This window comes from Marinobacter sp. (assembly GCF_041690615.1).
GTDB lineage: Bacteria > Pseudomonadota > Gammaproteobacteria > Pseudomonadales > Oleiphilaceae > Marinobacter.
In genome coordinates, this window is the sequence record NZ_JAWLGY010000006.1 from 118921 (window position 1) to 145261 (window position 26341).

Below are 26341 nucleotides of genomic sequence, written 5' to 3' on the forward strand. Positions count from 1 at the left end.
CGTCGTCACTCCGGTGCTGGATCATCCTGCCTTGGGACAAGACCCATACCAAAGTATGATTGTGAGTGCTTACTGACCCTTAAACCCTTGCAATCATAGCATTCTTTTATATCAACGTTTTCTGATCCATCCTCCTATAGAAAAATTCAATCACCTTCCTGATTGCATATTTCGAACGCTCGCTCTAATTTCTTGGTTCGTAAAGAATAAAAATTAACCGGTCCATGTCCCCGCTTGAAAGGAAACATCCACTAACCTGTAAGTAGCGAATCACTACAGACATACAACGGTTGGACCCATGAACAAATACAACGAACTGGGCAAAACCGTGGCCAACTACGCAACCCTGAGTCCGGTGAGTTTTCTCAGGCGTTCGGCCACTGTCTACCCTGACAAGACTGCGGTCATCGACGATGACATGACCCTCAGTTACCGGCAGCTTCTGGAGCGGAGTACCCGTCTGGCCAGTGCCCTGGCCGAGGCCGGTATTGGACACGACGACACCGTCGCCATGCTCTGCCCCAACAGCCATGAAATGCTGGAGGCTCACTACGGCGTACCCATGGCCGGGGCCGTGCTCAATACCCTCAATATCCGCCTGGACGCCGCCACCCTGGGGTTTATCCTCAACCATGGCGAAGCCCGGGCGCTTATATATGACACCGGGTTTGAACCGGTGGTGCGTGAAACCCTGGCATCGGTTGATCGCCCGCCATTGCTGATCGCTATTGAACGGGATGCCGGCCCCTCCGACGGCCTTGCCGGCCAGAACTATGAATCCCTGCTGGCCTCTGGCAACCCCGATACCAAATGGCCCGGCCCCCGGGACGAGTGGGACGCTATAAGCCTCAATTACACCTCCGGCACCACCGGCAACCCCAAAGGCGTGGTCTACCATCACCGGGGCGCCTATCTGGCGGCCATGAGCGATGCCATGGCCTTCAACATGAATGACCAGACCGTCTATCTGTGGACCCTGCCCATGTTCCACTGCAACGGCTGGGGTTATACCTGGGCGATCACCGCCGTGGGCGGCACCCATGTGTGCCTGCGCAAGGTAGATGCGGACGATATCTATCAGCGCATCGAGCGTTACGGCGTCACCCATATGTGCGGTGCCCCCATCGTGCTCAACATGGTGCTGACGGAGCTGGGCCGGCAGGGCAGGCGCCTGTCGTCCCCGGCCCAGTTTGCCCTTGGCGGTGCCGCGCCCCCCAGTGCCGTTATCCGCAAGGCGGAGGAAATCGGCTTCGTGATTACCCACCTTTATGGCCTCACGGAATCCTACGGTCCGGCAAGCCTCTGCGTGCCTCAACCGCAATGGGCAGACCTCCCCCTGGAGCAAAAGGCCGTAAAGATGTCCCGTCAGGGCGTGCAGACCCTGTCAGTGGACGAAATCACTGTACTGGACCGGGACACCGGCGAACCTGTGCCCCACGATGGACAAACCCTGGGGGAAATCTGCATTCGGGGCAATACGGTGATGAAGGGCTACCTGAAGAATCCCGACGCCACCGAAAAGGCGTTCAGTCGCGGCTGGTTCAACTCCGGTGATCTGGCCGTGGTGCACCCGGACAACTATATCGAGATCCGGGACCGGGCCAAGGACATCATTATTTCCGGTGGCGAGAACATCTCCAGCTTGGAGGTGGAGGAAGCGCTCTACCTGCACCCGGAAGTATCCGAAGCGGCGGTAGTGGCCATGGCCGATGAGAAGTGGGGGGAAGTGCCCTGCGCCTTCGTGGCGCCGGTGAATGATGATGGCAGCCTCACCGAAGAGACCCTGATTGCCCACTGCCGGGAAAAACTGGCCCGGTTCAAGGTGCCAAAACGGGTGGTTATCGGCGAACTACCCAAAACCGCGACCGGCAAGATTCGCAAGAACCTGCTGCGGGAGCAGCTGGAAAACTGAACCGGGGCAGAAGGCCCCACATTCATCAACAATAAACGAAAACCGATTACAGGGAGACCCTGAACACCCAAGGGAAGGTATCCGGAAAGTCGCTTCCAGTGACAACAAAGACAACAACGAGGAGCAATCCCCTATGAAGACGTTCAATCCGAAAAACCTCATGGTATCCGCCATGACCGCCGCCACCCTCAGCCTTGGGGCAGGGGGCGTCATGGCTGATGATCGTCCCGTCCACTTCGGTGGCATCTACATCCTCTCCGGCAGTGCGGCCACCTATGGTGAGTTTGCCCAGGAGGGCATCAACCTCGCCATCGACGAAATCAACGAGAGCGGTGGCATCCTCGGACGGCAGGTGGAAGTCACCTTCGAGGACAGTCAGGGCAAGGCGGCTACCGCTATCCAGGCGGCCCGGAAACTGGCCTATCAGGACAACGTGGATGCACTGCTGGGCCTGGACAGCTCCGGTGTCGCCCAGGGCATGGTGCCAACCGTGCCTGAGTTGCAGAAGCCGTTCATTATTACCCACGCAGCCACCCCGGATGTCACTGGCGAACTCTGTAACGAGTTCACCTACCGCATCAGCGTGAATGTTCCCCAGAACCAGAAAGCGGCTGCGCGCATTGCAGCCAAGACCGACGCCAAGCGCTGGACCACCATCGGTCCGGACTACGCCTTTGGCCACCAGACCTGGGAGTACTTCGGCAACTACCTGAAAGAACTGAATCCGGATGTTGAGCTCATGGAACAGACCGCCTTCCCGCGGTTCGGAGCCGAGGACTTCACGCCCTTCATCAACGGCATCATGGATGCGGATCCCGATGGGGTCATTATCTCGGTGTGGGGCGGCGACCTGGTTAACTTTGTACGCCAGGCGTCCAATCTCGGGTTCTTCGATCAGGGCTATGAGCTGATGTTCACCGTAGGCGCCGCCACCGAAGTGCTGGATGCCCTGGGTGACCGGATGCCCGAAGGGGTCTGGCTGTCCACCCGCTACTGGTATGACGCCTACGATAACGAACTGAACCAGAACTTCGTCAAGGCCTACATGGACCGCTATGACCATGCCCCGAGCTACAACGCCCAGGGTGCGTACTCGGCCATCTACGCCTACAAGCAGGCGATGGAAGAAGCCGGAACCACTGATGGTCCGGCCGTAGCCAAGGCACTGTCTGGCATGACCATGGAAGCCACCAACGGCACCGTGACCTTCCGCAAGGAAGACAACCAGGCCATGGTGTCACCCACCTGGGGCAAGTCCGGTCCGATGCATCCGGAGCACGGTATCCGTACCCTGACCGATATCCAGGTCTTCGACGGCGAGGAAATCTCCCGGACACCTGAGGAGACCGGCTGCTCCCTGTAATAACAGCGACACGCAACCGGTGGAGGGCCGGCCGCGCCGGCCCTCCTGTCTCCTGTCTATTCCTACGAGGTGTCTATGTCTGGCCTGGGTCCTGCGTTACTCAACAGCCTTGAGATGGGCCTGCTGCTCTTCGTGATCGCAGTAGGGCTGAACATCGTTTTCGGTGTGCTTAATATCATCAACTTTGCCCACGGGGCTCTGTACATGCTGGGTGCCTATCTGGGTTACACCCTCATGTCCATTGCCGGGATGCCGTTTATCGTGGCTTTGCTAGTAGCACCGCTTGGCGTTGCTGCCATCGCCGTCGCCATTGACCGGCTGATGTTGCGGTTTATCTATCACAGGGACGTTGCCGATAGTCTGCTCCTCACTTTTGCCATCCTGCTCATCATTGCCGAAAGCATTCGCATGGTGTTCGGATCCAACATCAAGGCGGTGGAGCCCCCGGAGCTGTTCCAGGGAACCATTCGTCTGCTTGGCGGTTCCTATCCGCTTTACAGCGTTTTCGTCATTTTTTCCGGCCTGGTGATCCTTGCCGGGCTCTGGTACCTGTTCAACCGCACCCGGGTCGGCAAGATCATGCGGGCTGCGGCCCTCGACCGGGATATGGCCGAGGCACTGTGTATCAATACCCGTATGGTGGTCACCGGCGTCTTTGCCTTCGGCGCCTGGCTGGCCGGTGTGGGTGGCGTGATTGCCGCCCCGATGCGCACCATCGACCCGGGTATGGGCGACAAGATCATCATCGAATCGTTCATTGTGGTCGTCATTGGGGGTCTGGGCAGCTTCCCCGGCGCCCTGCTGGGTGCGCTTATCCTGGGCGCCATCTACGGCTTTGGTGGCCGCTACTTCCCGGAATTCAACCTGCTGCTGCCGTTCCTGGGTATGGCCCTGGTGCTGCTGTTCAAACCCACCGGTCTGCTGGGTAAAGGAGCCAACGCATGAAGCAGAATATCCTCCTCGGGGCCCTGCTGGTGGCCATCGCACTGCTGATTGCATTGCCCTGGTTCGCCCCGTTCTTCTATATCTTTATCTTTACCGAGATTCTCATCCTCGGTCTTTTTGCGGTGAGCTTTAACCTGATCTTCGGCTACACGGGGATGCTGAGTTTCGGCCACGCCGCCTATTTCGGCATGGGAGCCTACACCACGGCCATGCTGCTGTTGCACCTGGACTGGCCGTTTGTGTACACCCTGTTTGCCGCCATGATTCTGTCCGGTTTGCTGGCCCTGGTGATCGGCTTTCTCTGTGTGCGGCTCAGCGAGGTGTACTTCGCCATGCTGACGCTTGCCTTTGGCATGATGGTGTTCACCATCGCCCACTCCTGGCGGGAGGTGACCAACGGCAGTGATGGTATTGCCGGCTTCCGTATCAGTGAATTCGGTCTGGGACTGGACCTGATGATGGGCAATCCGGCGGTTTACTACCATGTCACATTGGTCATCGTGGGAATCGGGGCGGCGATTCTCTTTGTTATCAGCCGCAGTTCTTTCGGCATGATCCTCAAGGCAATCCGGCAAAACCCGGAGCGTGTGGCCTTCTGTGGACTGAACATCCGAACCTACCGTCTGGCGGCTTTCACCATTGGCGGTATCTTTGCCGGACTGTCCGGGGCCCTGATCGCGCCCTTCCTGCGGGTCGCCAGTCCCGAGCTGATGCACTGGTCCATGTCCGCCGAGCCGGTGCTTATGTCGATTCTTGGCGGTACCGGGTATTTCCTGGGTCCGTTTGTCGGCGCGGCCATGTTCGTCCTGCTGGAAACCTGGATCACCAGCTTCACCGAGTCCTGGATGCTGTTCCTGGGTATTGTGCTGGCACTGATGGTGATGTTCTTCCGCAAGGGCGTTCTCGGAACCTTTCTGGACTGGTGGATGAAGAAAAATGACTGACCCTATCCTGAAAATCAGTAACCTGACCAAGCGGTTCGGGGGTAATACCGCCGTATCCGGCATTAACCTGGAAGTCCAGCCTCAGGAAACCGTGGCGATTATCGGTCCCAACGGCGCCGGTAAGACAACCTTCTACAATATGGTCTCCGGGCGTATGAACCCCACCGAAGGCAAGATCGAACTGGAAGGGCACGACATCACCGGCCTGCCCCCCCACAAGATCAGCCGGATGGGCGTTTCCCGGTCGTTCCAGATTAACAACATCTTCCCGGAAATGAGCGTTCAGGAGAATGTTGAGGTGGCCCTTACCGCTCTGCATGGCCACAGCCGCAAGCTGTTCAACTTCGCCAGCCGCAACAAGGCGGTACAGGAAGAGGCCAGGGAACTGCTGACCAAGCTGCAGATCCTCGAACTGGCCGACCGCCGAGCGGAAGTGATCAGCTACGGCGACAAGCGACTGCTGGAAATCGCCGTGGTACTGGCTACCCGGCCGCACCTGGTGTTGCTGGATGAGCCCACGGCCGGTATGACACCGGATGAAACCCGGCGTACCACCACGCTGATACGACAGCTCGCCGACACCGGTGATTACACCTTCCTGATCACCGAACACGACATGGACGTGGTGTTCGGGCTGGCAGATCGCATCCTGGTCATGCACCGGGGCGAGAACCTGTTTGTCGGAACCCCGGAAGAGGTGAAGGCTCACCCGGAGGTGCGTCGCGCCTATCTGGGGGAAGAAGAGGACGAGGAGGAGGCCAGCGCATGATTCTCGAAGTGAACGATATTCACACCTATTACGGTGAGAGCCTGGCCCTGCAGGGGCTGAGTTTTTCCGTCAACGAGGGCGAGACGGTCTGCCTGCTGGGGCGCAACGGTGCCGGCAAGAGTACCACCCTCAAGAGCATTATCGGTCTGACGCCGCCGCGCAAGGGCACCATTGTGTATGACGGTCAGACCATCTCCGGCAAACCCGCCCACAAGATAGCCCGTCTGGGTATTGGCTATGTACCGGAAGACCGCCGCATCTTTCCTGGCCTGACCGTGCGGGAAAACCTGGAGGTCGCCGAGTATCGCCGTTCCGGGGAAACGCCGGTATGGACGGTGGAGCGGGTTCTGGACGAGTACCCCATGCTCGCGGAGCTGGTCAACCAGGACGGCGAAACCCTGTCCGGTGGCCAGCAGCAGATGCTGACCGTGGCCCGGTCACTCATGATACAGCCCCGCGTCCTGCTGCTGGATGAGCCGAACGAAGGGCTGGCACCGGTTATCGTGCAGCAGATCGGCAGGCTGATCGACGAGCTCAGCAAGACAACGACGATCGTATTTACCGATCAGAGTGTCCATTTTGCATTGAAGCATGCCCAACGGGCCTTCATTCTTGAGCGGGGAAAGGTCGTGCACGAGGCCACCAGCGATGACTTGCGGAATGACCCGGACACCCAGGAGCGTTATCTGTCTGTGGCATAAAGGCTCTGGCCCTGTCCGCTGACCGTGGGCAGGGACCCAGGCCGCATCCTGCGAACGTCGACTCGGCAGGAGCCGGGTGGCTGTCGTATACTGCGCACTTCGCAAGCAGGCGAGTACACCATGATTCAGGATTTCGAGACATTCAAGGCAGAACTGAGTCTCTCCAAAGAAGAGATCTGCAGGGAGCTGTACCAGGAGAATACGGACAAGATCCGTATCAAGAAAGAGACCACCGCCACAAGGAACCTGGCCCGGATTATCGACTCCACCCTGCGGCTGGCCAATTCCAAGGGCTTTCATGCCATGACGCTGCGGGATCTGTGCTCTGATTCCGGTCTTAGCATGGGTGGTCTTTACGCATACATCCGTAACAAGGATGACCTGATTCACCTGATCCAGAGCCACGGCTTCAAGCTGACCCGGCGTACCGTTCTGCAATATATTGCCGATATTCCAGACCCGGTGGAAAAGCTTTCCCAGGCTATCCGCGCCCATGTTTTTCTCAGTGAACTCATCCGGCCCTGGTTCTACTTTTCCTATATGGAAGCGAAAAGTCTGCCGCCGGTGGAAAAACAGAATGCGGTTGCCACCGAGCGGGAGATCGAAACCATCTTCTGCAACATTATTTCGGAGGGGATCGAGCAAGGGGTTTTCCGGGAGATCAACGCCCGGCTTCTGTCGTCCCTTATAAAGGCCATGATGCAGGACTGGTACCTGAAGCGGCGCAAGTACCGGGAGCAGGGCGTATCGGTGGAAGATTTCGCCAACCAGATTCGGGAGATTCTGCAGTCCTATTTACTGCCCCCGGCCAGCAACACAGTAACTGTCTCTCAACGAGCTACCAGTTCCGCGACCTGATCCGGTTGTAGCACACAGGTCATAAAAAGGCCCCGGGAGGATAACCTTCCGGGGCCTTTTTATGCCTCATTTATTTACACATCAAGATTGGTAACCGCCAGGGCATTGGTCTGTATAAAGTTACGCCGTGGCTCTACGTCATCTCCCATCAGCGTGGTAAAGATCTGATCCGCAGCGATGGCGTCCTCGATGGTTACCTTCATCATCCGGCGAGTTTCCGGATCCATGGTGGTTTCCCACAGCTGCTCCGGGTTCATTTCACCCAGTCCCTTGTAACGCTGGATGTTCAGGCCGCGCTGAGCCTCCTTCATAAGCCACTCAAGGGCGCCCTCGAAGCTCAGTACAGCCTGCTTCCGTTCGCCTCGCTGGACATAGGCACCCTCTTCAATCAGTCCATCCAGGGTCTCTCCGAGACGGGCGATGGCCTTGTAGGAGGATGACTCGAAGAAATCATGACTGAAAACGTGGGTGTAAGGGATGCCATGCACGTAGATGGTCACTTTGGGGAGGAACAGGTTCCTTTCGGAATCCCGCTCTACCGAGAAGGTGTACTTGGTACCAGTGCGGGTATCCAGGTTCAGGCCCTCACCGAGACGCCCGACCCAACGGGTCACCGCTTCTTCGGAGGACAGGTCTTCGGGAGTCAATGTTGTGTTATAAACCATCTGACGCAATACCATCTCCGGATAGGCCCGTGCCAGACGATCAATCATGGCCATAACCGCCTGGTAGTCCTTGACCATGGTTTCCAGTGCGGAATCCTTGATCGCCGGTGCTTCCGGGTTGACGAACAGCTGGGCGCTCTCCAGGGCCGTCTGGGTCAGATAGGCCTCCTTCGCCTTCTCATCCTTCAGGTATTGCTCCTGCTTGCCCCGCTTCACCTTGTAGAGGGGTGGCATCGCAATAAACACGTGCCCCCGTTCAATGATCTCGCGCATCTGCCGGAAGAGGAAAGTGAGCAACAACGTACGGATGTGTGAGCCATCCACGTCCGCATCGGTCATGATGATGATGGAGTGGTAACGCAGTTTGTCGGGGTCGAACTCTTCCCGGCCAATACCACAGCCCAGCGCAGTAATCAGCGTTCCAACCTCGGCAGATGACAACATCTTGTCAAACCGGGCCTTTTCCACGTTCAGGATCTTGCCCTTGAGGGGCAGGATGGCCTGGGTGCGACGCTCACGGCCCTGCTTGGCTGAGCCACCGGCCGAGTCACCCTCCACAATGAACAGTTCGGAGAGCGCAGGGTCTTTTTCCTGGCAGTCCGCCAGTTTTCCGGGAAGCCCGGCAATATCCAGCGCGCCCTTGCGGCGGGTCATGTCCCGTGCCTTGCGTGCCGCTTCCCGCGCCCTTGCTGCTTCGATCATCTTGTTGACGACAGCCTTGGCTTCGTTGGGCTGCTCCTGAAGATAATCAGAAAAGCTTTGGTACAGTTCCTGTTCTACCGCCGTCTTCACTTCTGAAGAGACCAGTTTGTCCTTGGTCTGTGATGAGAACTTCGGATCCGGCACCTTCACACTGACAATCGCGGTAAGGCCTTCCCGGGCATCGTCGCCAGAGGTGTTTACCTTGGCTTTCTTGCCCAGCCCTTCATGTTCGATGTAGTTGTTCAGTGAACGGGTCAGCGCGGCACGGAAGCCGGCAAGGTGAGTACCACCGTCCCGTTGGGGAATGTTGTTGGTAAACGAGTAAATGTTTTCCTGGAAGGAGTCATTCCACTGCATCGCCACTTCCACCGTGATGCCATCTTCCCGTTCGCGGTCAAAATGGAACACACGGTTCAAAGGCGTCTTGTTCTGGTTAAGGTGCTCAACAAACGCCCTGAGACCGCCTTCGTACTCAAACACTTCTTCTTTTCCACTGCGCTCATCCTGTAACCGGATACGAACCCCGGAGTTCAGGAAGGCAAGCTCCCGTAGACGCTTCGCCAGAATGTCATAGTGAAACTCGATGCTGGTGAAAGTATCGGGTGAAGGGATAAAGTGCACTTCAGTGCCACTGCGATCCGTATCGCCAACGACCGACAAGGGCCTGTTAGGTACCCCGTGAGTGTAGGTTTGCTCATAAACCTGGTTATCACGACGGATAGTCAGCTTCAGAGAAGAGGACAGGGCGTTGACCACGGAAACACCGACACCATGGAGGCCGCCGGACACCTTGTAGGAGTTGTCGTCAAACTTGCCCCCGGCGTGGAGCACGGTCATGATCACTTCCGCCGCGGAAACCCCTTCTTCCTCATGGAGGTCCACGGGAATGCCACGACCGTTGTCTCTTACAGTGACTGATTCATCGGCATGGATCACCACACCGATCTCGGAACAGTGGCCTGCCAGCGCCTCGTCGATGGAGTTATCCACCAGTTCGAACACCATATGGTGAAGGCCGGTGCCATCGTCCGTGTCGCCGATGTACATACCAGGGCGTTTACGCACCGCATCCAGGCCCTTCAGAACCTTGATACTGGAGGAATTGTAGCTCTGTTCACTCATTCGGACGCTCCTGAAGCGCTGGTTTGTTCTTCCGTTAGCCGTCCATGTTCCACGTGGAACACCTTGTAGTCAGACGGCGGGATCTCCCATAGCAGGGACGGATCCGGTCTCTCGATTGCTGTCATGAAAATCTGGCTGCCCAGGCGGTTAAGCCTCTCGGCCAGTAACCTTCGGTGATCCAGGTCAAGCTCCGCATTAATATCATCCAACAGAAACGTCACCTGCTTCCCGCGGACCGCAAGAACCTCACCCTGGGTGAGCTTCATGAGAATCACCAGAGTTTTCTGTTGTCCCCGGGAAAAAAGCTCGGCCACGGCACGACCGTGGTAGCGAAGTCTGAGGTCGGCACGATTTGGCCCGTATAAGGTATGCCCGACTTTCCGTTCCTGCTCCCGATGTTCCCTGAGGGTAGCTGCGAGACCTTTCTTTCTGTCCCAACCGGGAAAGTAATCGACTTTAAGGGCCTCAGCCCACTCACTATGGGTGTCTGTAAGTACCGACCGAAAAACTGTTTCAAACTCCGAAAAAACGCTACTTCGAAGCTGGTCGACCTGCTCAGCGAGGTCTACAAACTGCCTGTCCCAAACATTCAATTGTTGGTCGTCTATTCTACCACTTCTGAGGATCTGATTCCGCTGCGATATTGTCCGTTGGCACTGTTGCCATAAACCACCGAACGAAGGTTCCACGTGGAACACCAACCAATCGAGAAACTGACGACGTTTACCAGGGCCCCCAACGACAACATCAAAAACACCTGGATCGATCACGGAGACAGGGAACAGCGACGCCAGAATCGACAAGCTATACACATTCTCCCCATCAACCCGTAACCGGGTCTCCCGCCCCTGAATATCCCGGGAAAAACCAAGTCGGGTAAGGTCGCGACCATTACCACCCCCGTTCCTGGCCTCCGGGCTACCCACCAACACCTGGCCGAACACGACGAATCGCGAATGACCTTCAGTACAGACCACCTGGTGACGGTTCTGCCGGAAGGACCGGCCCAGACCCAGATACGCAATCGCTTCCAGAAGGCTGGTCTTGCCACTGCCGTTCGCCCCATAGATCAGATTGACCCACGGGGAAAAAGACAGAGTGCCAGGGGCGAGATTTCGGAAATGTTCGGTCTGGAGGGACAACAGGGCCATCAGTGCAACATGGTCAGTCGATCGTCCATAAAGACGTCCATCTCCGGCGCGAGGATGTGCACGTAGCGATCGAAATAAAGAAACTGCTTCAACAGGAGGGCAAACTCCCGGGGAAAATGCAGACCGTGATCCTCACCGATACGAACCACCTCCATCAGGATGTTGTTCACTTCATCATCGGCCTGGTTACCGTGCCACTCAGAAGATGGCTCGTCCGCCACCATCCGGTCCATATTACGGTACAGCTGCTTCAGATCGTCGGCCAACGCGCCGGCGTCCACCGACGCCCGGGTAATACCAATGCGGACCATGGCGTCCGCCATGCCTTCAAAGTTACCGGCCATTACGGCCGCGATAAAGTCAGACACTGCCTGCCAGGTTTCCGGACGGATACGCCCGACAATGCCAAAGTCGATAAATCCGATGCGTCCATCATCGAGTACCATAAGATTGCCGGCATGGACATCCGCATGGAAAAACTCACACTGGGTGAGACTGGCAAACCAGGTATTCATGGCCGTAATCAGCGTACGCTCTGGGTCATTGGTGACCCGACGAATGGTGTCCAGGTCTGTCAGGGGAACACCGTGGAAACGTTCCATGGTCAGCACCTTTCGCGTACTGCAGTTATGGTAAACCTTAGGTACCACCACATCGTCATTATGGCTGGCATGGAGGAAGTCACGGAAGGTATCCAGGTTTCGCGCCTCCTGAATGAAATCGCACTCTTCCATCATGGTCTGCTGAATTTCTTCCACAATGCCGGACAGAGAGGTCCAGGACAGACGGGGCGCAAGGGTTTCCACCAGACGGGATGAGAGGTACAAAAAGTTAAGATCTGTCAGGAGAACCGTTTCCACACCTGGCTTCTGCACCTTGATAACCACTTCCTCACCGGTAACCAGCGTGGCGGAATGTACCTGGGCAATCGATGCAGAGGCGAGGGCGACCGGATCTATCTCCCGGTAAACTTCCTCCAGTGGCCGTCCCAGTTCCTCCCGCAGGATCCGTCGAATGGCACTGAAGGGAATACTGGGCGTCCGATCAAGACATCCCTGGAACTCATCCACATATTCCTTCGGGAAGAAGGTGGGAGAGCTGGCAATAAACTGACCCAGCTTGATATAGGTGGCGCCGAGGGACTCAAACGTTTCCCGCAAAAGACGCGGAGCAGGGGGGCGATGGCCTCTGAGCCAGCCCAGCCCGGTTCGACCAAGCACCGTCATGGTCTGACCGATGCGCAGTGCACCCTGAACTCCCTGAGTTACTGTGACCCTGGCCATCGCCTTCACCTCCCTTTTCAGATTTCAGCCGGTGCCCGGTGGTACACCAACACCAGGGCCCGGATGGCGCCGGCTATAAAGGCTCTCACTGGCGCAGCCAATCTACGAATTAACCAGACGGGACAGGACACTAGAGCCGCATCGGCATGACCACATAGAGGCTGCGACTGTCGCTGTCGGACTCAATCAGTGCACTGCTGTTCGGATTAGACAGGGTCAACCGCACCTGATCATCATCCAGTGCGTTCATGACATCAACAAGATAGCCCACGTTGAAACCGATCTGAAGCGCTTCTCCCTGATATTCAACCGACAAGGCATCTTCCGCCTGCTCCTGGTCCGGGTTATTGGCGAAGACTTCCAGCTTTCCTGACGACAAATGCAGGCGCACACCGCGGATGTTCTCATGGGACAGGATGCCCGCCCGTTGCAGTGTGTTCTTGAGTGTTGAACGATCAGCCAGAACCACCTTGTCACCACCACGTGGAATTACCCGGTTATAGTCCGGGAACTTGCCCTCGATAAGCTTTGAGGTAAATGTATAGCTTCCTACCGTAACCCTCAGGTGATTATCACCAATCACGAGGGTAGCGGGGGTTTCCACGTCATCCAGCAAGCGGGCCAGCTCAAGTACCCCTTTGCGGGGCACAATCACCTGGCGATCATCATCGACCCCGGTCGCCATATCAAAATGGGCCATGGCCAGCCGATGGCCGTCAGTGGCTACCGTGCGCAGAAACTCCGGCGAGACTTCCAGCAACAGGCCATTGAGGTAATAACGCACATCCTGCTGCGCCATGGCGAACGCCGTGGCCTCCAGCATACGCCCCAGCTCCTTCTGTGGCACCTCCAGGCGCACACTGGCTTCCTCGTCTTCCACATTGGGGAAATGCTGGGCCGGCAGGGTCGAAAGCGTGAAATGACTGGCGCCGCAACGCAGATGCAGGCGGTCACCCTCCAACGCAAGCTCGATCGGCGCTTCATCGCCAAGTGCCCGACAGATATCCGAGAGTTTACGGGCCGGCACAGTGATGGCACCGGGTTGATCGACATGAACCGGCGCTACCCTGGCCACCAGTTCCACTTCCATATTGGTGCCGGTAAGGGTCAGGTGATTGTCCTCGGCCACCAACAGAACGTTGGAAAGCACTGGCATGGTCTGCTTGCGCTCCACCACACCGGCGATGGACTGGAGTGGCGTGAGCAGGGCTTCTCGGCTGATGGTCAGTTTCATGTCACTCAACGTTCCTGTGGCTGTGTTCCGATCAAACGCTCAGCGTCAGCTGGTCAGCAGACGCATGAAATTCTGGTAGTCCTCCCGGATGCCCGGGTCGCTTTCCTGCAACTCCACGATTTTCTTGCAGGCATGCAGGACGGTAGTGTGGTCGCGACCGCCGAAGGCATCGCCGATCTCGGGCAGGCTGTGATTGGTAAGTTCCTTCGACAATGCCATGGCCATCTGCCTGGGCCTGGTAACGGTACGGGTCCGGCGCTTGGACAACAGGTCCGCCACCTTGATCTTGTAATACTCCGCCACCGTACGCTGAATATTGTCGATGCTGACCTGTTTTTCATGGAGGGCAAGCAGGTCCTTAAGGCTTTCCCGGATGAAAGGTGGCGTGATCTCAGAGCCGGTAAAATGGGCGTTGGCAATCACCAGTCGTAATGCGCCTTCCAGTTCACGAACATTGGAGCGGATCTTCTGGGCAATAAAGAACGCCGCCTCACTGCTCAGTCGCACCTTGGCCTGTTCCGCCTTTTTCATCAGGATAGCAACCCGGGTTTCCAGCTCCGGTGGCTCCACCATCACCGTCAGGCCCCAGCCAAACCGGGACTTTAGCCGCTCTTCCATGTCGGTTATTTCCTTGGGGAAGCGGTCACAGGTAACGATAACCTGCTGCCCGCCTTCCAACAAGGCATTGAAGGTATGGAAAAACTCTTCCTGGGAACGTTCCTTGCGGGCAAAGAACTGGATGTCATCAATCAGCAGGGCATCCACCGAGCGGTAGTAGCGCTTGAACTCGTTGATAGCGTTCAGTTGCAGCGCCTTGACCATATCCGCCACAAACCGCTCCGAACGCAGGTAGGCCACCTTGGCCCCCGGATTGCGTCGCACGATTTCATTGCCAATGGCATGCATCAGGTGGGTTTTACCCAGGCCAACCCCACCATAGAGAAACAAAGGGTTGTAGGCGCCACCAGGATTCTCGGCCACCTGCATTGAAGCCGCCCGCGCAAGCTGGTTGGACTTGCCTTCCACAAAGGTATCGAAGGTGAAACCTTCATTGAGGAAGGACTGGTGCTTGATATCACCCTCCACCTGCACCGACGACCGTTTCGGTCCCGAAGACGGCACCGAGGCTGCCACCCCCTTTTCCTCTTCGGTGACCTGACCGGTATTGTCCTCTGCCACCGGCACGGACCGCCTGACCTGCCCTCTGTCGTCGCTACTCCCTGCCCTGCCAGCGCTACCGTTGCCACTTCCGGCGTCTGCCGGCCTCGATGCAGACCCCACTTTCATGTTAACCCGGGGAGCCTGGCCGCCTTCCAGGTCCTTGATGACCTCTTCTATACGGCGCAGGTACTTCTGGTTCACCCAGTCCATCACGAACCGGTTAGGAGCGAACAGCACCAGGTTTCCTTCATCCAGCTGTGGCTGAAGCGGACGTAGCCAGGTATTGAACTGTTGTGCCGGAAACTCATCCCGGAGTACTTCAAGACACTGATGCCAGATACTCTGCGGCACGACCGCCTGCCTCCGATGCTGATGGACCAGAAATGGATTCGATGAACTGATAATTGATACTGACGAATCTCGGGACCGGAAATTCTACCCCTCGGACGACCGCAGGAAAAGCCCAAAACTAGAACCCATAAACACCCTGTGGAAATTTTTCTCTTTTTTTATCAAATTTTTACAATCTTACACACACCGTTGTGTACAGAAAATCAATCATAAAAACTTATCCACAGGATCCTGTTCACGACCTGTCCGCAACCCTGTTCACCGAGCCGGGACCAATCCGGGATAAAACCGGGTTTTCGCCAAAACCCGATTTCTCCCCAATTCATACGGACCCTGTCCACAGGGCTCACCCCCCTTGACCTACAGCCTTACCCAGAAGCCAACATCCTGTTTTCACTGTGGTTTATCCACCTATCCACAGAAATCCCTGATCCTAATAACAGTAATTACAGAAAAGATTTAAAAGAATCAGAAAGATCTATTAAAGTTATTACCCACCGACGAACAGGCTGTCTGATCACCCGAACACCTGGCCCGGGGAACCTGCTTACCAGCGGCTACCGGAAAGCATTGAAATCCCCCAACGATTTGCTTAGAATGCCGCTCCTGTTTTGACTGTTCATTTTGCAGCCAGTTGCTGCAGATCAACCACTCGATCTATGAGAGCGTAATCATGAAAAGAACGTTTCAACCGAGCGTCCTGAAGCGTAAGCGTGTTCACGGTTTCCGTGCCCGTATGGCAACAGCCAACGGTCGCAAGGTAATCTCACGTCGTCGCGCAAAAGGCCGCGCACGTCTGTCAGCCTGATCCGGATTTCAGTGTGGGGAATAACTCGTTTCCCAAGACGTCCCGTTTGCTTCGACCTGCAGATTATTCAGGCGTATTCAACGACGTACAGGTACGGGTACCCCACCGGCATTTTCTGATACTGGCGTCGCCCAATTCACTGGGACGACCCAGGCTAGGTCTGATTTTTTCCAAGCGAAATCTCAGGCATGCCGTTCAGCGCAATCGGGTAAAGCGAGTGGTTCGCGAGACCTTTCGCCACCGTAAGGATCTGGGTTCACTGGATATCGTGGTTCTTGGTCGCCAGAATCTGGCCAGCCAGGACAACCAGTGCCTGCATCAGACCCTGAACGACCTCTGGCGAAAGCTGGCCAGGAAGTCACCTGGTAACGATACCGGTACCGACCGGTCAGGATAGGCATTATGCGATCTCTCCTGGTCATTCCCATCCAAGTCTATCGTTACGCCATCAGTCCGATGATGGCCAGCCACTGCCGTCATATCCCAAGCTGTTCCGCCTATGCCCTCGAAGCCATTGAAACCCATGGCTCATTGAAAGGTGCCCTGCTGACAGCACGCCGTCTGTCCCGATGCCATCCCTGGGGCACACACGGATATGACCCGGTACCCGGTACCGACCGGTCCACGACACGAACAAAAGCCAACCCAACTGCAGACTAAGTTTATGGACATTCAGCGCATCGTATTATTTGCCGGTCTAGCCATTGTCAGCTACCTGATGGTTCTTGCCTGGAACGAGGATTACAACCAGCCTGCCGAATCGGTCGCTGTTGAGGAGCGGACTGCTGATCTGAACGACTCTGCCGCTGACGATGAAATGTCCCTTCCTGAAAGCAATGGCTCAGCCACCGATGAGGCTTCTGACGAATTCTCCGCACCGGGTGAATCCGCAACCGCCAGTGCCTCGGATCTTTCCGCCGGCGAGCGCCTGGTAACCGTCACTACCGATACGCTGGAACTGAAGATCGACCGGGTCGGCGGCAACCTGGTGGAAGCCTCCCTGCTGGACTACGACCGCACCCTCGATAGTGAAGAACCCCTTCGATTGCTGCAGACCTCAGACAACCGTACCTATTTCCTGGAAAGCGGTATGATCGGTCAGAATGGTTTTGACAGTCGCAGCAACAGTGAACCGCCGGTCTACCAGGTTGATACCCGCAGATTCACCCTTGAGGACGGCCAGGACTCCCTGCAGGTAGATCTGAGCTACGAGACTGACCAGGGCGTTGCTGTCATCAAACGCTACACCCTTGCCCGGGACAGCTATGAAATCGGTGTGGAATACCTCATCGACAACCGCTCCGAGCAGCCCTGGCAAGGCAATTTCACCGGCAAGATCGTGCGCGACCAGGCGCCTGACCCCACGGCCCAGAACAGTATGGGTATCCGTGCCTTCCTCGGACTGGTTATCAGCACGCCGGAAGATCCCTACGAGAAATACGACTTCTCCGATCTGGAAGATGATCGCATTAACCAGCCGGTCACCAACGGCTGGCTGGCGTTCCTTCAGCACTATTTTATCTCGGCGTGGATTCCCCCCCGTGACCAGACCCATCAGTTCCAGACCACCCGCCGTGGCAATCTCAATGTCATGGGGTTTGTCAGTCCTGCGACGGTGATTGAACCCGGCGAAACCGGAACGGCGGGAGCCCGCGTGTACATTGGCCCCAAGGTCATCGATCGCCTGGAAAACGTGGCACCGAACCTGGACCGGACCGTCGACTTTGGCTTCCTGTTCTTTATTTCACTACCCCTGTTCATTTTCATGGACTGGATTCACAGCCTGGTTGGCAACTGGGGCGTATCCATCATCCTGCTGACGGTCGTGGTGAAGGCGGTATTCTTCAAGCTGTCAGCCACCAGTTACCGCTCCATGGCCCGTATGCGGGCAGTAGCGCCCCAGCTGACCCGTTTGCGGGAGCTCTACGGTGATGACCGCCAGCGTATGTCCCAGGAAATGATGGCCCTGTACAAGAAGGAGAAGATCAATCCTCTTGGTGGCTGCCTCCCCATACTGGTGCAGATGCCTGTATTTATTGCACTTTACTGGGTTCTGTTCGAAAGTGTGCAGCTACGCCATGCCCCTTTCATGCTGTGGATCCAGGATCTGTCCCAGATGGATCCCTACTTCATCCTGCCGATTCTTATGGGCGCCAGCATGATGTTGCAGATGCACCTGAACCCGACACCGCCGGATCCCATGCAGGCCAAGATCATGAAGCTGATGCCCATCATCTTCACGGTATTCTTCCTGTGGTTCCCGGCCGGTCTGGTACTGTACTGGCTGACCAACAACATTCTGTCCATCGCCCAGCAGTGGTACATTACCCGCAAGATCGAGGCGGAGATGGCAGCCCGCAAGTCCTGACGGTCCAGCGACTGTTCAACTGGTGTAACACGGGGCTCCTCAGGGAGCCCCGTTCCGTTTGTGTTCACTGAAATCGCGCCAGCTCCCGGCGGAGGAATCCATGCAAGTCGTCACTGACACCATCGCAGCTATTGCCACGGCCCCTGGGCAGGCTGGCGTAGGTATCGTTCGGGTATCAGGCCCCTCCGCTCATACTATTGCCCTGGATATACTGGGTTTCGAGCCCCGCCCCCGGTACGCTCACTACGGCCCCTTTCTCGATGCGAACGGCCAGCTCATCGATGAGGGGCTTGGCCTGTTTTTCCCCAACCCCCACTCGTTTACCGGCGAGGATGTGCTGGAGCTCCAGGGTCATGGTGGCACGGTTATCCTCGATATGCTGCTGCGCCGGGTGTGTGAACTGGGCGCTCGTCTGGCCCGTCCCGGTGAGTTTTCCGAAAGGGCCTTTCTCAATGACAAGCTGGACCTGACCCAGGCCGAAGCCATTGCCGACCTGATCGAGAGCAGTTCCGAGCAGGCAGCGAAGTCCGCCGTACAATCACTTCAGGGCGTATTTTCGCGACGGGTCAACGAACTGGTGGAGTCAGTTACCCACCTTCGCATTTACGTGGAAGCCGCCATCGATTTCCCGGAGGAAGAGATCGATTTTCTGGCCGATGGCAAGGTTGCTTCGGACCTCGACAAAATCCTCGGAGACCTGGAGAAAATCCTTGCCGAAGCCCACCAGGGCAGCCTGCTGCGCGACGGCATGAAGGTGGTGATTGCCGGCCGTCCCAATGCTGGCAAGTCAAGCCTGCTCAATGCCCTCGCCGGACGGGAGGCTGCCATCGTCACCGCCATTGAAGGTACGACCCGTGATGTTCTGCGGGAACATATCCACATCGACGGTATGCCACTGCATATCATTGATACCGCCGGCCTGCGGGACAGCCCGGACGAGGTGGAACAGATCGGCATTGCCCGGGCCTGGGAAGAGATTCGCCAGGCTGACCGTATTCTGCTGATGGTCGACGGGACCACTACCAATGAAACCGAACCCCGCGCTATCTGGCCTGACTTTATCGATCAGTTGCCGGAGAATGCGCCGGTAACCGTGGTCCGTAACAAGGTGGACCTGTCCGGCGAAACCGTCGGGATATCCGCAGAACCCCATCAATCCGCACCGGTCATCAGGCTTGCGGCAAAGTCTGCAGAAGGACTCGAGGTGTTACGGGATCACCTCAAGCAGTGTATGGGCTTCGCCACCACCACCGAAGGGGGGTTCCTTGCCCGGCGCCGTCATCTGGATGCCCTGGAAAGGGCCCTGGCGTCTCTCCGACAGGGACAGGATCAGTTGCAGGGTTACGGTGCCGGCGAGTTACTGGCGGAAGACCTCCGGGCCGCCCAGGATGCCCTGGGGGAAATCACCGGAGTCATGACCCCGGATGATCTGCTGGGGAAGATCTTCAGCAGTTTCTGCATCGGCAAGTAACCATCCATTGGCGTTCCGGAATCCGGAACGTAACGTACCGATATTACAGCTGTTAACTCTAAGTAATAATTATTATCATTCGCTCCTTAAAATTGAACGCTATTAAGGAGCCACCATGTTTAACCGTCCGTCTTGTCTTGCCTCTGCCATTGCCCTGCTGTCTTCCGGGGTGAGTTTTCAGGCTTTCGGGCAGCCCATGGAACTGAATGAACTGGTGGTCTCAGCATCGGGTTTTGAGCAGAAGGTCACCGATGCACCGGCGAGCATCAGCGTCATCAGTCAGCAGCAACTGCAGCGGGGCCAGTACTCCAACCTCGCCCAGGCATTGGATACCGTGGAAGGTATTGATATCCGGCAGAATACCGGAAAGACAGGCGGCCTGAATATCAGCATTCGCGGATTACCCAGCGAGTACACCCTGATCCTGATCGACGGACGGCGGCAAAATCCTCCGGGTGACGTTACTCCTAACGGTTTCGGAGACACCTCCACCAGCTTCATGCCCCCCATGTCGGCCATTGAACGCATCGAGGTTATCCGTGGCCCCATGTCGACCCTCTACGGGTCTGATGCCATTGGCGGTGTGGTAAACATCATCACCAAAAAGGTATCGGACGAGTGGTCCGGCTCCGTCACCCTGGAGCATAGCTTCCAGGAAGACAGGGACTATGGCGACAATGGCAAGGTCAGTTTCTACACCAGTGGCCCTCTGATGGAGGAAAGACTGGGACTGGCGGTCCGTGGCAGCCTGTTTGATCGCAGTGCGTCTGACCTTACCTTTGACAACGGTGATGAAGCCCCAAAGCGGGGAGTGGCGCCGGTCGAAGGCCGCAACAGTAACCTGGGTGCCCGGCTTACGCTGGTTCCTACCGATGGGCATGAGTTCTATCTGGATATGGAGCAGGGCCGCCAGGTCTACAACAACGATGAATGCCAGCTGGGAACCCTGGATGGCAGGAACAGAAGTTGTGCGGATGATCCCGGAGCAGCAAATGGCTATGAAGACGAGCTGCGTTTCAATCGTAACCAGTTTGTGCTCGGCCATTCCAGCCACCTGGACGTCGGTACCTGGAGCAGCGACCTGACCCACAACGTCACTGAAACCGAGGGCCGTACCCTGCCCGGTGATATTGGCCAGGCCTACGATGCCCCCTACCAGAACCTGGTTGCTGGCGAGGACCGTGAACTGGAGTCGAAAGACACCATTTTCGATACCACGCTGGTGGCCCCGGTGACCAATGATCATATCGTCACGCTGGGTGGTCAGTATCGCAACAGCCGTCTGAAGGACGGTCTTGCCGATACCACCTTTGAACAGGACTCCTGGGCCCTCTATGCCGAGGACGAGTGGTATCTCCGGGACGACCTGGCCCTCACGCTGGGGGGACGTTATGAAGACCATGACGCCTTCGCCGGACATTTCACCCCACGGGCCTACCTGGTGTGGAGCACCACGCCGAACTGGACCCTGAAAGGCGGTGTCAGTCAGGGTTACAAGACGCCGGATATCAATGATCTCCACAACGGGATCAATGGTGTAACCAGCCAGGGAGAAACAATCACCATTGGTACGCCGGACCTGGAGCCAGAGAAAAGCACCAACTATGAAGTCGGGGCCTACTTCGACAACCTCACCGGCTTCAAGGCCAACGCCACATTGTTCTACAACCGGTTTGACGACAAGATTGATGACGGCGATGACGTGGTAATTTCCGGCGATAGCCAGATCCCTGACGGCACCTATAGCCAGCTCGCCAACATTGGCAAGGCCGAGACCCGGGGTGTAGAGCTCGGTTCCAGCTGGCGGTTCGCTCCCGACTGGACTGTCCGGGCAAACTACACCTTCACTGACAGTGAACAGAAAAGCGGTGACAACGAGGGTGCACCCCTCACCAACACACCGGAACACATGGTCAATGCACGCCTGAACTGGTCTGCCACACCTTCCCTGGATTTGTGGGTGTCCGGCGAATACATGGACCACCGCACCCGTTTCCTGAAGAAGCGTGAGAACTACAATGCAGAAGAACAGGCCATTGATGATGCCGTGGGTGAGCTGGACAGCTATGCCCTGTTCCATCTGGGTGGCAGCTACCGGGCAACAGAGACCGTGACGCTGACCGCGACCATTTACAACCTGCTGGACAAGGATTTCCTGTCCGGTGATTCCTACAGCTACGTCGACAGTGATGGTAATACCCAGAACAAGTGGGCCTCTGATTACATCTACCAGTTCCGCGGTATGGCCAGCGGCGGGCGTGTGGAGGAAGGACGTCGTCTTTGGCTCTCTGCCACAGTGAACTTCTGAGCTCTGTCATGCCGGTCCTTTGGGACTCTCTCCCCGGGTGGGAACCGGCATGATTCTGGCCGCCTTGTTCGGGTGAAGTAAGCGCGGAAAACGATAACTGACATTTATCAAAAAGGGGCCCTGGCGGCTCCTTTTTTGTGTTAGGTCAATTCTTTGCACGTTTGGTGTTGAATCTTGTTCTGGCGCTCTCCGGGCATTGGTATTATGTTTGTGAAACATTCGTAATGCTCCACAAAGTGAGGGAAAGGTGCCATGAAACTATCGACTGCAATCATGCTGACTGCAGGCCTCATGGCCGGGGCGCAGGTTGCCCTGGCCAACAGTGAACTGCGGGACCGGGCGTCGAACATGTTCAGTTCCGTTCCCAAGTACCCACCGGTTATCGACGGTAACGAGCTGACGGCCGCGAAGGTTGAGTTGGGCAAGATGCTGTTTTTTGAGCCGCGTCTGTCCTCCAGTCATCTGATCAGCTGTAACACCTGCCATAACGTGGGTATGGGGGGGCACGACTACCTGCCAACCTCCATTGGCCACGGCTGGCAGAAGGGGCCCCGTAACTCCCCCACCGTGTTCAACGCCGTGTTCAACAGTGCCCAGTTCTGGGACGGCCGTGCCGCCGATCTGGCGGAGCAGGCCAAGGGACCGGTCCAGGCAGGGGTGGAGATGAGCAGCACGCCGGAGCGTGTTGTGGCGACCCTGGCCTCAATGCCTGACTATGTCGAGCGTTTCCAGGACGCCTTCCCGGGGCAGCAGGATCCGGTGACCTTTGACAACATGGCCACCGCCATCGAAGCTTTCGAAGCGACGCTTATCACTCCGGATGCGCGGTTTGACCAGTTCCTGCGGGGTAACGACAACGCCATCAATGATGAAGAAAAGGAGGGTTTGGCCCTGTTTATGGACAAGGGCTGCGCAGCTTGCCACGGTGGTGTCAACTTTGGTGGTGAAGGCTATTATGCCTTTGGCCTGGTGACCCGTCCGGGAGCGGAAATTCTGCCAGAGGGTGACAAGGGGCGTTTTGCGGTCACTGAAACGGCCTCTGACGAGTATGTCTTCCGGGCCGCTCCTCTTCGTAACATCGAGCTGACTGCGCCTTACTTTCACTCCGGCGCCGTCTGGGGCCTGGAAGAGGCAGTGGCGGTCATGGGAACGTCCCAGCTTGGCACTGAGCTGGAAGACGATGAAGTTCAGTCCATTGTCGCCTTCCTGAAAACGCTGACCGGTGATGTGCCTGAGGTTCGTTATCCGGAACTGCCCCCCAGCACGGACAAGACACCACGTCCGGAGCCCATGTCCCTGCTGGACTGAGGGTTGTAGCAGAGACAGAAAGGGGAAGCCGGTGGCTTCCCCTTTTGCGTTGGCGGACCGGTGACTGTCCGGTAATCAGCCGGTCCGGCGCAGATCGTCGCGTACCGGCTGCAAGCCCCGGGTATTGGTCCGGTTACCCAGAAAGTCCGGGCGGGGCTTGTTGCCACAGAAAGGCTCCACCAGCTGGTTTTCCACACTGTTGAACACGAAGAACAGATTGCTCCGTGGCCAGGGGGACATATTGGCGTTGGAAGCATGGAGCGTATTGCATTCAAAAATAATCAGCGAGCCTGCCGGACCGGTGGGCGCCTTGATACCACCTTCGTCTGCCATCTGCGCCAGATCCTGATCATTGGGTACCCCCAGTTCCTGTTTTTTCAGGGAATGCTGATAGTTGTCCTCCGGGGTGCGGCCGACACAGGGAACGAATTTCCTGTGGGATTCGGGAATCAGCATCAGGGGCCCGTTGAAGGGGGTATTGTCGGTCAGTGCAATGGAGAAGCTGACCGCCCGCATACGGGGCATGCCGTCTTCCGCGTGCCAGGTCTCGAAGTCGGAATGCCAGTCAAAGCCCTTGCCGTGGAAACCCGGCTTGAAGTTGATCCGGGACTGGTGGATATAGGCATCACTGCCGAGCAACTGGTGGACCATGTCCAGTATTCTGGGGTCCCGGGTTAGCCGATCAAAACGTTCGGATAACTCGTGCACACCAAAAACGGAACGGATTTCCTGCTTGCCGGGTTCGGTGATGGTGCCTTCCGCTCGGAGGATATCAGGGTCATTTTCATAGTCCCGCAGGTCCTGCCTGAACCGGGCGACAGTTTCCTGGTCAAGAAAGTTCGGGAAGGCGAGAAAGCCGTCCCGTTCGTACCGGGCCAGGTCAGTCTCACTGAGGGGACCATTGGTCCGGTCAGAGCCAGTGCTGTGCACCACCGGGTCCAGACGGTCAAAAGACGGGATTGGGCGTTCCAGACGGCTGGGATAGAGATCTTGAGAACGAGTTTCCATATTCGAACCTCCTTTCAGTAGGACTCGATTACTCAACTCACACAGTAGATAACAGTAAAACCCTTTTAAAATATATAGTTACACTTGTGCCGAAGCGGCCTCTGATATCTAGGGACAGTCATCCGCAATTTCAAGGCCTCCTGCGTGTGCAGAACCGCCGCCCGCCGATGGTCGTATCTCCACGACATCGGTCAGCTGGAGTGTAAAGGTTATGCAAACCCCTGTTTCTGCGATACGTCGTGGTGGTCTCAGCCACCGTATGTGGGTATTTTTGACGGTGCTGTTGCTCACTGGCTGCGCGGGCCCGTCCATAGACGATTACCGGGACCGGTCTCCGGCCCTGGTACCGGACCAGTTTTTCCGGGGCTCGCTGGTGGCCCGGGGTGTGGTAAAAGATATGTCCGGGGAGGTTATCCGTACCTTCGACGCGTATATTGAAGCCAGCTGGAACGAGGACGGCATCGGCACCCTGGACGAGGTCTTCCGGTTCGATGACGGCGAGATTGATACCCGGGTCTGGACGCTGACCCCGGAAGATGGCGGTTACCGGGCTGAAGCCGGAGACGTGGTAGAGCCGGGTTTCATGAGCTGGCAGGGTAACGCCATCAACATGAATTATGTCCTGCGGGTGCCCTACGGGGACGGTACCATCGATGTGCGCATGGACGACTGGATGTACCTGGTCACGCCGGACACCCTGATCAACGAAACCGCCATGAGCAAATGGGGCATCCCGGTGGGCGAGGTGGTACTGGTTATCCGCCGTACCGGTTATTCCGACAATAAATGAAACTGACGTAAACAGGTAGTCGTTCCTATGTGGAAACAATGGCTGACCGCCGCCGTGCTGGTCGTGGTCGCAGTGGGTGGTGCCTACATCTGGCACACGATGGATGCCGGCTCTGAGACAGAGGGTAGCAGTGGACCATCCGCCAGTGCGGTCAACGTGGTAACGCCGGAACTGGACACGGTTCGTGACGAAGTGAGTGCGGTGGGCAGCCTGCAGGCACTGGAAGCCGTGGAACTGACCACGGAAGTCAGTGGTCGGGTGGTGGAGCACAACCTGGCGGCCGGCCAGAGGGTGGATGAGGGCGAACTGCTGCTGCGACTGGACGACCGCCAGGCGACGGCGGATCTCCGCGTGATCGAATCCCGGCTGGCGGATGCCCGGCGCCAGTTGGAGCGGGCCAACCGCCTGCGCACCAACAACAGTATTTCCCAGTCCCAGGTGGATGAGCTGCGCACCGCCGTGGACGTGGCCCTGGCAGAGCGGGAGGCGGCCCGCGTACGGTTGGAGAACCACCGGATTGTGGCCCCGTTCACCGGTGTGATCGGGCTTTCCGATCTGAGCGTTGGTGCCTATGTCACTCCCGGAACCATGATTACTACGCTGGACGCCACTGACCGGATGGAGCTCACCTTCTCGGTGCCGGAGCGCTTCCTGGGCCAGGTTTCCCTGGGCCAGGTGGTACGGGGAAATTCACCGGCCTGGCCGGACGAGATGTTTCAGGGCGAACTGGTTGAGCTCGGCACCCGCATCAGTGAACTGAGTCGCTCTCTGCCGGTGCGGGCACTGATCGATAACCCGGAAGGCCGGTTGCGCCCAGGCCAGTTCATGTCCGCAAGCCTGACCCTGAGGGAGCGAGAGGCTCTGGTAATCCCGGAACAGGCGGTGCTGATCCGGGGCGATGACAAATATGTGTTCACGGTTGATGAAGGCGTGGCCCGTCGTACCCGGGTCACCCTGGGTACCCGGATGCCGGGGCTGGTGGAAGTGGTCAGCGGTATCAGTGACAGCGACCGGGTAATTATTACCGGGCAGGACCGTCTGAGCAGTGGCGACCGGGTAGACGTCAAGGAAGAGGATAATGCGATTCCGGATAACCGCTTCCAGGCCATGGAGTCCTGA

The 26341-nt window shown here is 57.3% G+C and carries 22 protein-coding genes; 16 read left to right on the forward strand and 6 right to left on the reverse strand.

Features of this window, described 5'->3' with window-relative positions:
- Positions 1–298: 298 nt before the first annotated feature.
- The 7 genes from ACESMZ_RS06630 to ACESMZ_RS06660 all read left to right on the forward strand — a co-directional run bounded on the left by ACESMZ_RS06630 (position 299) and on the right by ACESMZ_RS06660 (position 7492).
- On the forward strand, positions 299–1912 hold the full coding sequence (locus ACESMZ_RS06630) for a long-chain-fatty-acid--CoA ligase (protein ID WP_372958396.1): 1614 nt from the start codon (positions 299–301) through the stop codon (positions 1910–1912).
- A gap of 133 nt (positions 1913–2045) precedes the next feature.
- The gene (locus ACESMZ_RS06635) at positions 2046–3275 is read left to right on the forward strand and encodes an ABC transporter substrate-binding protein (RefSeq protein WP_372958395.1); all 1230 of its coding nucleotides are present in this window, start codon (positions 2046–2048) and stop codon (positions 3273–3275) included.
- Positions 3276–3350: 75 nt separating this feature from the next.
- A complete protein-coding gene (locus ACESMZ_RS06640; protein ID WP_372958394.1) occupies positions 3351–4220 on the forward strand; it encodes a branched-chain amino acid ABC transporter permease in 870 nt (289 codons plus the stop codon).
- Positions 4217–5164, forward strand: coding sequence for a branched-chain amino acid ABC transporter permease (locus tag ACESMZ_RS06645; RefSeq protein WP_372958393.1), 948 nt, complete (start codon positions 4217–4219; stop codon positions 5162–5164). The genes ACESMZ_RS06640 and ACESMZ_RS06645 overlap by 4 nt, the downstream gene beginning before the upstream one ends.
- Positions 5157–5933: an ABC transporter ATP-binding protein gene (locus tag ACESMZ_RS06650; protein ID WP_372958392.1), complete on the forward strand. Its 777-nt coding sequence runs from the start codon at positions 5157–5159 to the stop codon at positions 5931–5933. The genes ACESMZ_RS06645 and ACESMZ_RS06650 overlap by 8 nt, the downstream gene beginning before the upstream one ends.
- Positions 5930–6634: an ABC transporter ATP-binding protein gene (locus ACESMZ_RS06655; protein ID WP_372958391.1), complete on the forward strand. Its 705-nt coding sequence runs from the start codon at positions 5930–5932 to the stop codon at positions 6632–6634. Before ACESMZ_RS06650 ends, ACESMZ_RS06655 begins: the two co-directional genes overlap by 4 nt.
- A 120-nt stretch (positions 6635–6754) precedes the next feature.
- Positions 6755–7492 carry a TetR/AcrR family transcriptional regulator gene (locus tag ACESMZ_RS06660; RefSeq protein ID WP_372958390.1) on the forward strand — a complete coding sequence of 246 codons (738 nt, stop codon included), beginning with the start codon at positions 6755–6757 and terminating at the stop codon, positions 7490–7492.
- 74 nt (positions 7493–7566) lie between these two features.
- Here the strand turns inward: ACESMZ_RS06660 and gyrB are convergent, their stop codons facing one another.
- The 5 genes from gyrB to dnaA all read right to left on the reverse strand — a co-directional run bounded on the left by gyrB (position 7567) and on the right by dnaA (position 15161).
- Positions 7567–9981 (reverse strand): DNA topoisomerase (ATP-hydrolyzing) subunit B, encoded by a 2415-nt coding sequence (gene gyrB, locus ACESMZ_RS06665; protein ID WP_372958389.1) that lies wholly within the window; start codon positions 9979–9981, stop codon positions 7567–7569.
- On the reverse strand, positions 9978–11132 hold the full coding sequence (recF, locus tag ACESMZ_RS06670) for a DNA replication/repair protein RecF (RefSeq protein WP_372958388.1): 1155 nt from the start codon (positions 11130–11132) through the stop codon (positions 9978–9980). Before recF ends, gyrB begins: the two co-directional genes overlap by 4 nt.
- A complete protein-coding gene (locus tag ACESMZ_RS06675; RefSeq protein WP_372958387.1) occupies positions 11132–12415 on the reverse strand; it encodes an ABC1 kinase family protein in 1284 nt (427 codons plus the stop codon). Before ACESMZ_RS06675 ends, recF begins: the two co-directional genes overlap by 1 nt.
- Positions 12416–12545: 130 nt before the next feature.
- Positions 12546–13649 (reverse strand): DNA polymerase III subunit beta, encoded by a 1104-nt coding sequence (gene dnaN, locus ACESMZ_RS06680; protein WP_372958386.1) that lies wholly within the window; start codon positions 13647–13649, stop codon positions 12546–12548.
- A gap of 45 nt (positions 13650–13694) precedes the next feature.
- On the reverse strand, positions 13695–15161 hold the full coding sequence (gene dnaA, locus ACESMZ_RS06685) for a chromosomal replication initiator protein DnaA (protein WP_372958385.1): 1467 nt from the start codon (positions 15159–15161) through the stop codon (positions 13695–13697).
- Positions 15162–15834: 673 nt separating this feature from the next.
- On the opposite strand from dnaA, the gene rpmH reads away from it, so the two are divergent.
- The 7 genes from rpmH (at position 15835) to ACESMZ_RS06720 (ending at position 23424) form a co-directional block, all read left to right on the forward strand.
- A complete protein-coding gene (gene rpmH, locus ACESMZ_RS06690; RefSeq protein ID WP_008172542.1) occupies positions 15835–15969 on the forward strand; it encodes a 50S ribosomal protein L34 in 135 nt (44 codons plus the stop codon).
- Positions 15970–15982: 13 nt separating this feature from the next.
- Positions 15983–16366, forward strand: a complete 384-nt coding sequence (gene rnpA / locus ACESMZ_RS06695; protein ID WP_372972383.1) for a ribonuclease P protein component — start codon at positions 15983–15985, stop codon at positions 16364–16366.
- 5 nt (positions 16367–16371) lie between these two features.
- On the forward strand, positions 16372–16629 hold the full coding sequence (gene yidD, locus ACESMZ_RS06700; RefSeq protein ID WP_372958383.1) for a membrane protein insertion efficiency factor YidD: 258 nt from the start codon (positions 16372–16374) through the stop codon (positions 16627–16629).
- Between the two features lie 4 nt (positions 16630–16633).
- Positions 16634–18337 carry a membrane protein insertase YidC gene (gene yidC / locus ACESMZ_RS06705; RefSeq protein ID WP_372958382.1) on the forward strand — a complete coding sequence of 568 codons (1704 nt, stop codon included), beginning with the start codon at positions 16634–16636 and terminating at the stop codon, positions 18335–18337.
- A gap of 100 nt (positions 18338–18437) precedes the next feature.
- Positions 18438–19808, forward strand: a complete 1371-nt coding sequence (gene mnmE, locus ACESMZ_RS06710) for a tRNA uridine-5-carboxymethylaminomethyl(34) synthesis GTPase MnmE (RefSeq protein ID WP_372972384.1) — start codon at positions 18438–18440, stop codon at positions 19806–19808.
- Positions 19809–19923: 115 nt separating this feature from the next.
- Positions 19924–22116 carry a TonB-dependent receptor domain-containing protein gene (locus tag ACESMZ_RS06715; RefSeq protein ID WP_372958742.1) on the forward strand — a complete coding sequence of 731 codons (2193 nt, stop codon included), beginning with the start codon at positions 19924–19926 and terminating at the stop codon, positions 22114–22116.
- Positions 22117–22368: 252 nt separating this feature from the next.
- Positions 22369–23424: a cytochrome-c peroxidase gene (locus ACESMZ_RS06720; protein ID WP_372958743.1), complete on the forward strand. Its 1056-nt coding sequence runs from the start codon at positions 22369–22371 to the stop codon at positions 23422–23424.
- A gap of 75 nt (positions 23425–23499) precedes the next feature.
- On the opposite strand, the gene thpD is transcribed toward ACESMZ_RS06720, so the two are convergent.
- The gene (thpD, locus tag ACESMZ_RS06725; RefSeq protein ID WP_372972385.1) at positions 23500–24432 is read right to left on the reverse strand and encodes an ectoine hydroxylase; all 933 of its coding nucleotides are present in this window, start codon (positions 24430–24432) and stop codon (positions 23500–23502) included.
- A 211-nt stretch (positions 24433–24643) separates the two neighbouring features.
- Between thpD and ACESMZ_RS06730 the strand changes: the two genes are divergently transcribed.
- Both ACESMZ_RS06730 and ACESMZ_RS06735 read left to right on the forward strand, forming a co-directional pair.
- Positions 24644–25222 (forward strand): DUF3833 domain-containing protein, encoded by a 579-nt coding sequence (locus ACESMZ_RS06730; protein ID WP_372958745.1) that lies wholly within the window; start codon positions 24644–24646, stop codon positions 25220–25222.
- Between the two features lie 27 nt (positions 25223–25249).
- A complete protein-coding gene (locus ACESMZ_RS06735; protein ID WP_372958746.1) occupies positions 25250–26341 on the forward strand; it encodes an efflux RND transporter periplasmic adaptor subunit in 1092 nt (363 codons plus the stop codon).

Bases quoted from the DNA above. Each gene is read 5' to 3' on its own strand.
- ACESMZ_RS06630 (WP_372958396.1), top strand. From the start codon at position 299: ATGAACAAATACAACGAACTGGGCAAAACCGTGGCCAACTACGCAACC.
- ACESMZ_RS06635 (WP_372958395.1), top strand. From the start codon at position 2,046: ATGAAGACGTTCAATCCGAAAAACCTCATGGTATCCGCCATGACCGCC.
- ACESMZ_RS06640 (WP_372958394.1), top strand. From the start codon at position 3,351: ATGTCTGGCCTGGGTCCTGCGTTACTCAACAGCCTTGAGATGGGCCTG.
- ACESMZ_RS06645 (WP_372958393.1), top strand. From the start codon at position 4,217: ATGAAGCAGAATATCCTCCTCGGGGCCCTGCTGGTGGCCATCGCACTG.
- ACESMZ_RS06650 (WP_372958392.1), top strand. From the start codon at position 5,157: ATGACTGACCCTATCCTGAAAATCAGTAACCTGACCAAGCGGTTCGGG.
- ACESMZ_RS06655 (WP_372958391.1), top strand. From the start codon at position 5,930: ATGATTCTCGAAGTGAACGATATTCACACCTATTACGGTGAGAGCCTG.
- ACESMZ_RS06660 (WP_372958390.1), top strand. From the start codon at position 6,755: ATGATTCAGGATTTCGAGACATTCAAGGCAGAACTGAGTCTCTCCAAA.
- gyrB (WP_372958389.1), bottom strand. From the start codon at position 9,981: ATGAGTGAACAGAGCTACAATTCCTCCAGTATCAAGGTTCTGAAGGGC.
- recF (WP_372958388.1), bottom strand. From the start codon at position 11,132: ATGGCCCTGTTGTCCCTCCAGACCGAACATTTCCGAAATCTCGCCCCT.
- ACESMZ_RS06675 (WP_372958387.1), bottom strand. From the start codon at position 12,415: ATGGCCAGGGTCACAGTAACTCAGGGAGTTCAGGGTGCACTGCGCATC.
- dnaN (WP_372958386.1), bottom strand. From the start codon at position 13,649: ATGAAACTGACCATCAGCCGAGAAGCCCTGCTCACGCCACTCCAGTCC.
- rpmH (WP_008172542.1), top strand. From the start codon at position 15,835: ATGAAAAGAACGTTTCAACCGAGCGTCCTGAAGCGTAAGCGTGTTCAC.
- yidD (WP_372958383.1), top strand. From the start codon at position 16,372: ATGCGATCTCTCCTGGTCATTCCCATCCAAGTCTATCGTTACGCCATC.
- yidC (WP_372958382.1), top strand. From the start codon at position 16,634: ATGGACATTCAGCGCATCGTATTATTTGCCGGTCTAGCCATTGTCAGC.
- mnmE (WP_372972384.1), top strand. From the start codon at position 18,438: ATGCAAGTCGTCACTGACACCATCGCAGCTATTGCCACGGCCCCTGGG.
- ACESMZ_RS06715 (WP_372958742.1), top strand. From the start codon at position 19,924: ATGTTTAACCGTCCGTCTTGTCTTGCCTCTGCCATTGCCCTGCTGTCT.
- ACESMZ_RS06720 (WP_372958743.1), top strand. From the start codon at position 22,369: ATGAAACTATCGACTGCAATCATGCTGACTGCAGGCCTCATGGCCGGG.
- thpD (WP_372972385.1), bottom strand. From the start codon at position 24,432: ATGGAAACTCGTTCTCAAGATCTCTATCCCAGCCGTCTGGAACGCCCA.
- ACESMZ_RS06730 (WP_372958745.1), top strand. From the start codon at position 24,644: ATGCAAACCCCTGTTTCTGCGATACGTCGTGGTGGTCTCAGCCACCGT.
- ACESMZ_RS06735 (WP_372958746.1), top strand. From the start codon at position 25,250: ATGTGGAAACAATGGCTGACCGCCGCCGTGCTGGTCGTGGTCGCAGTG.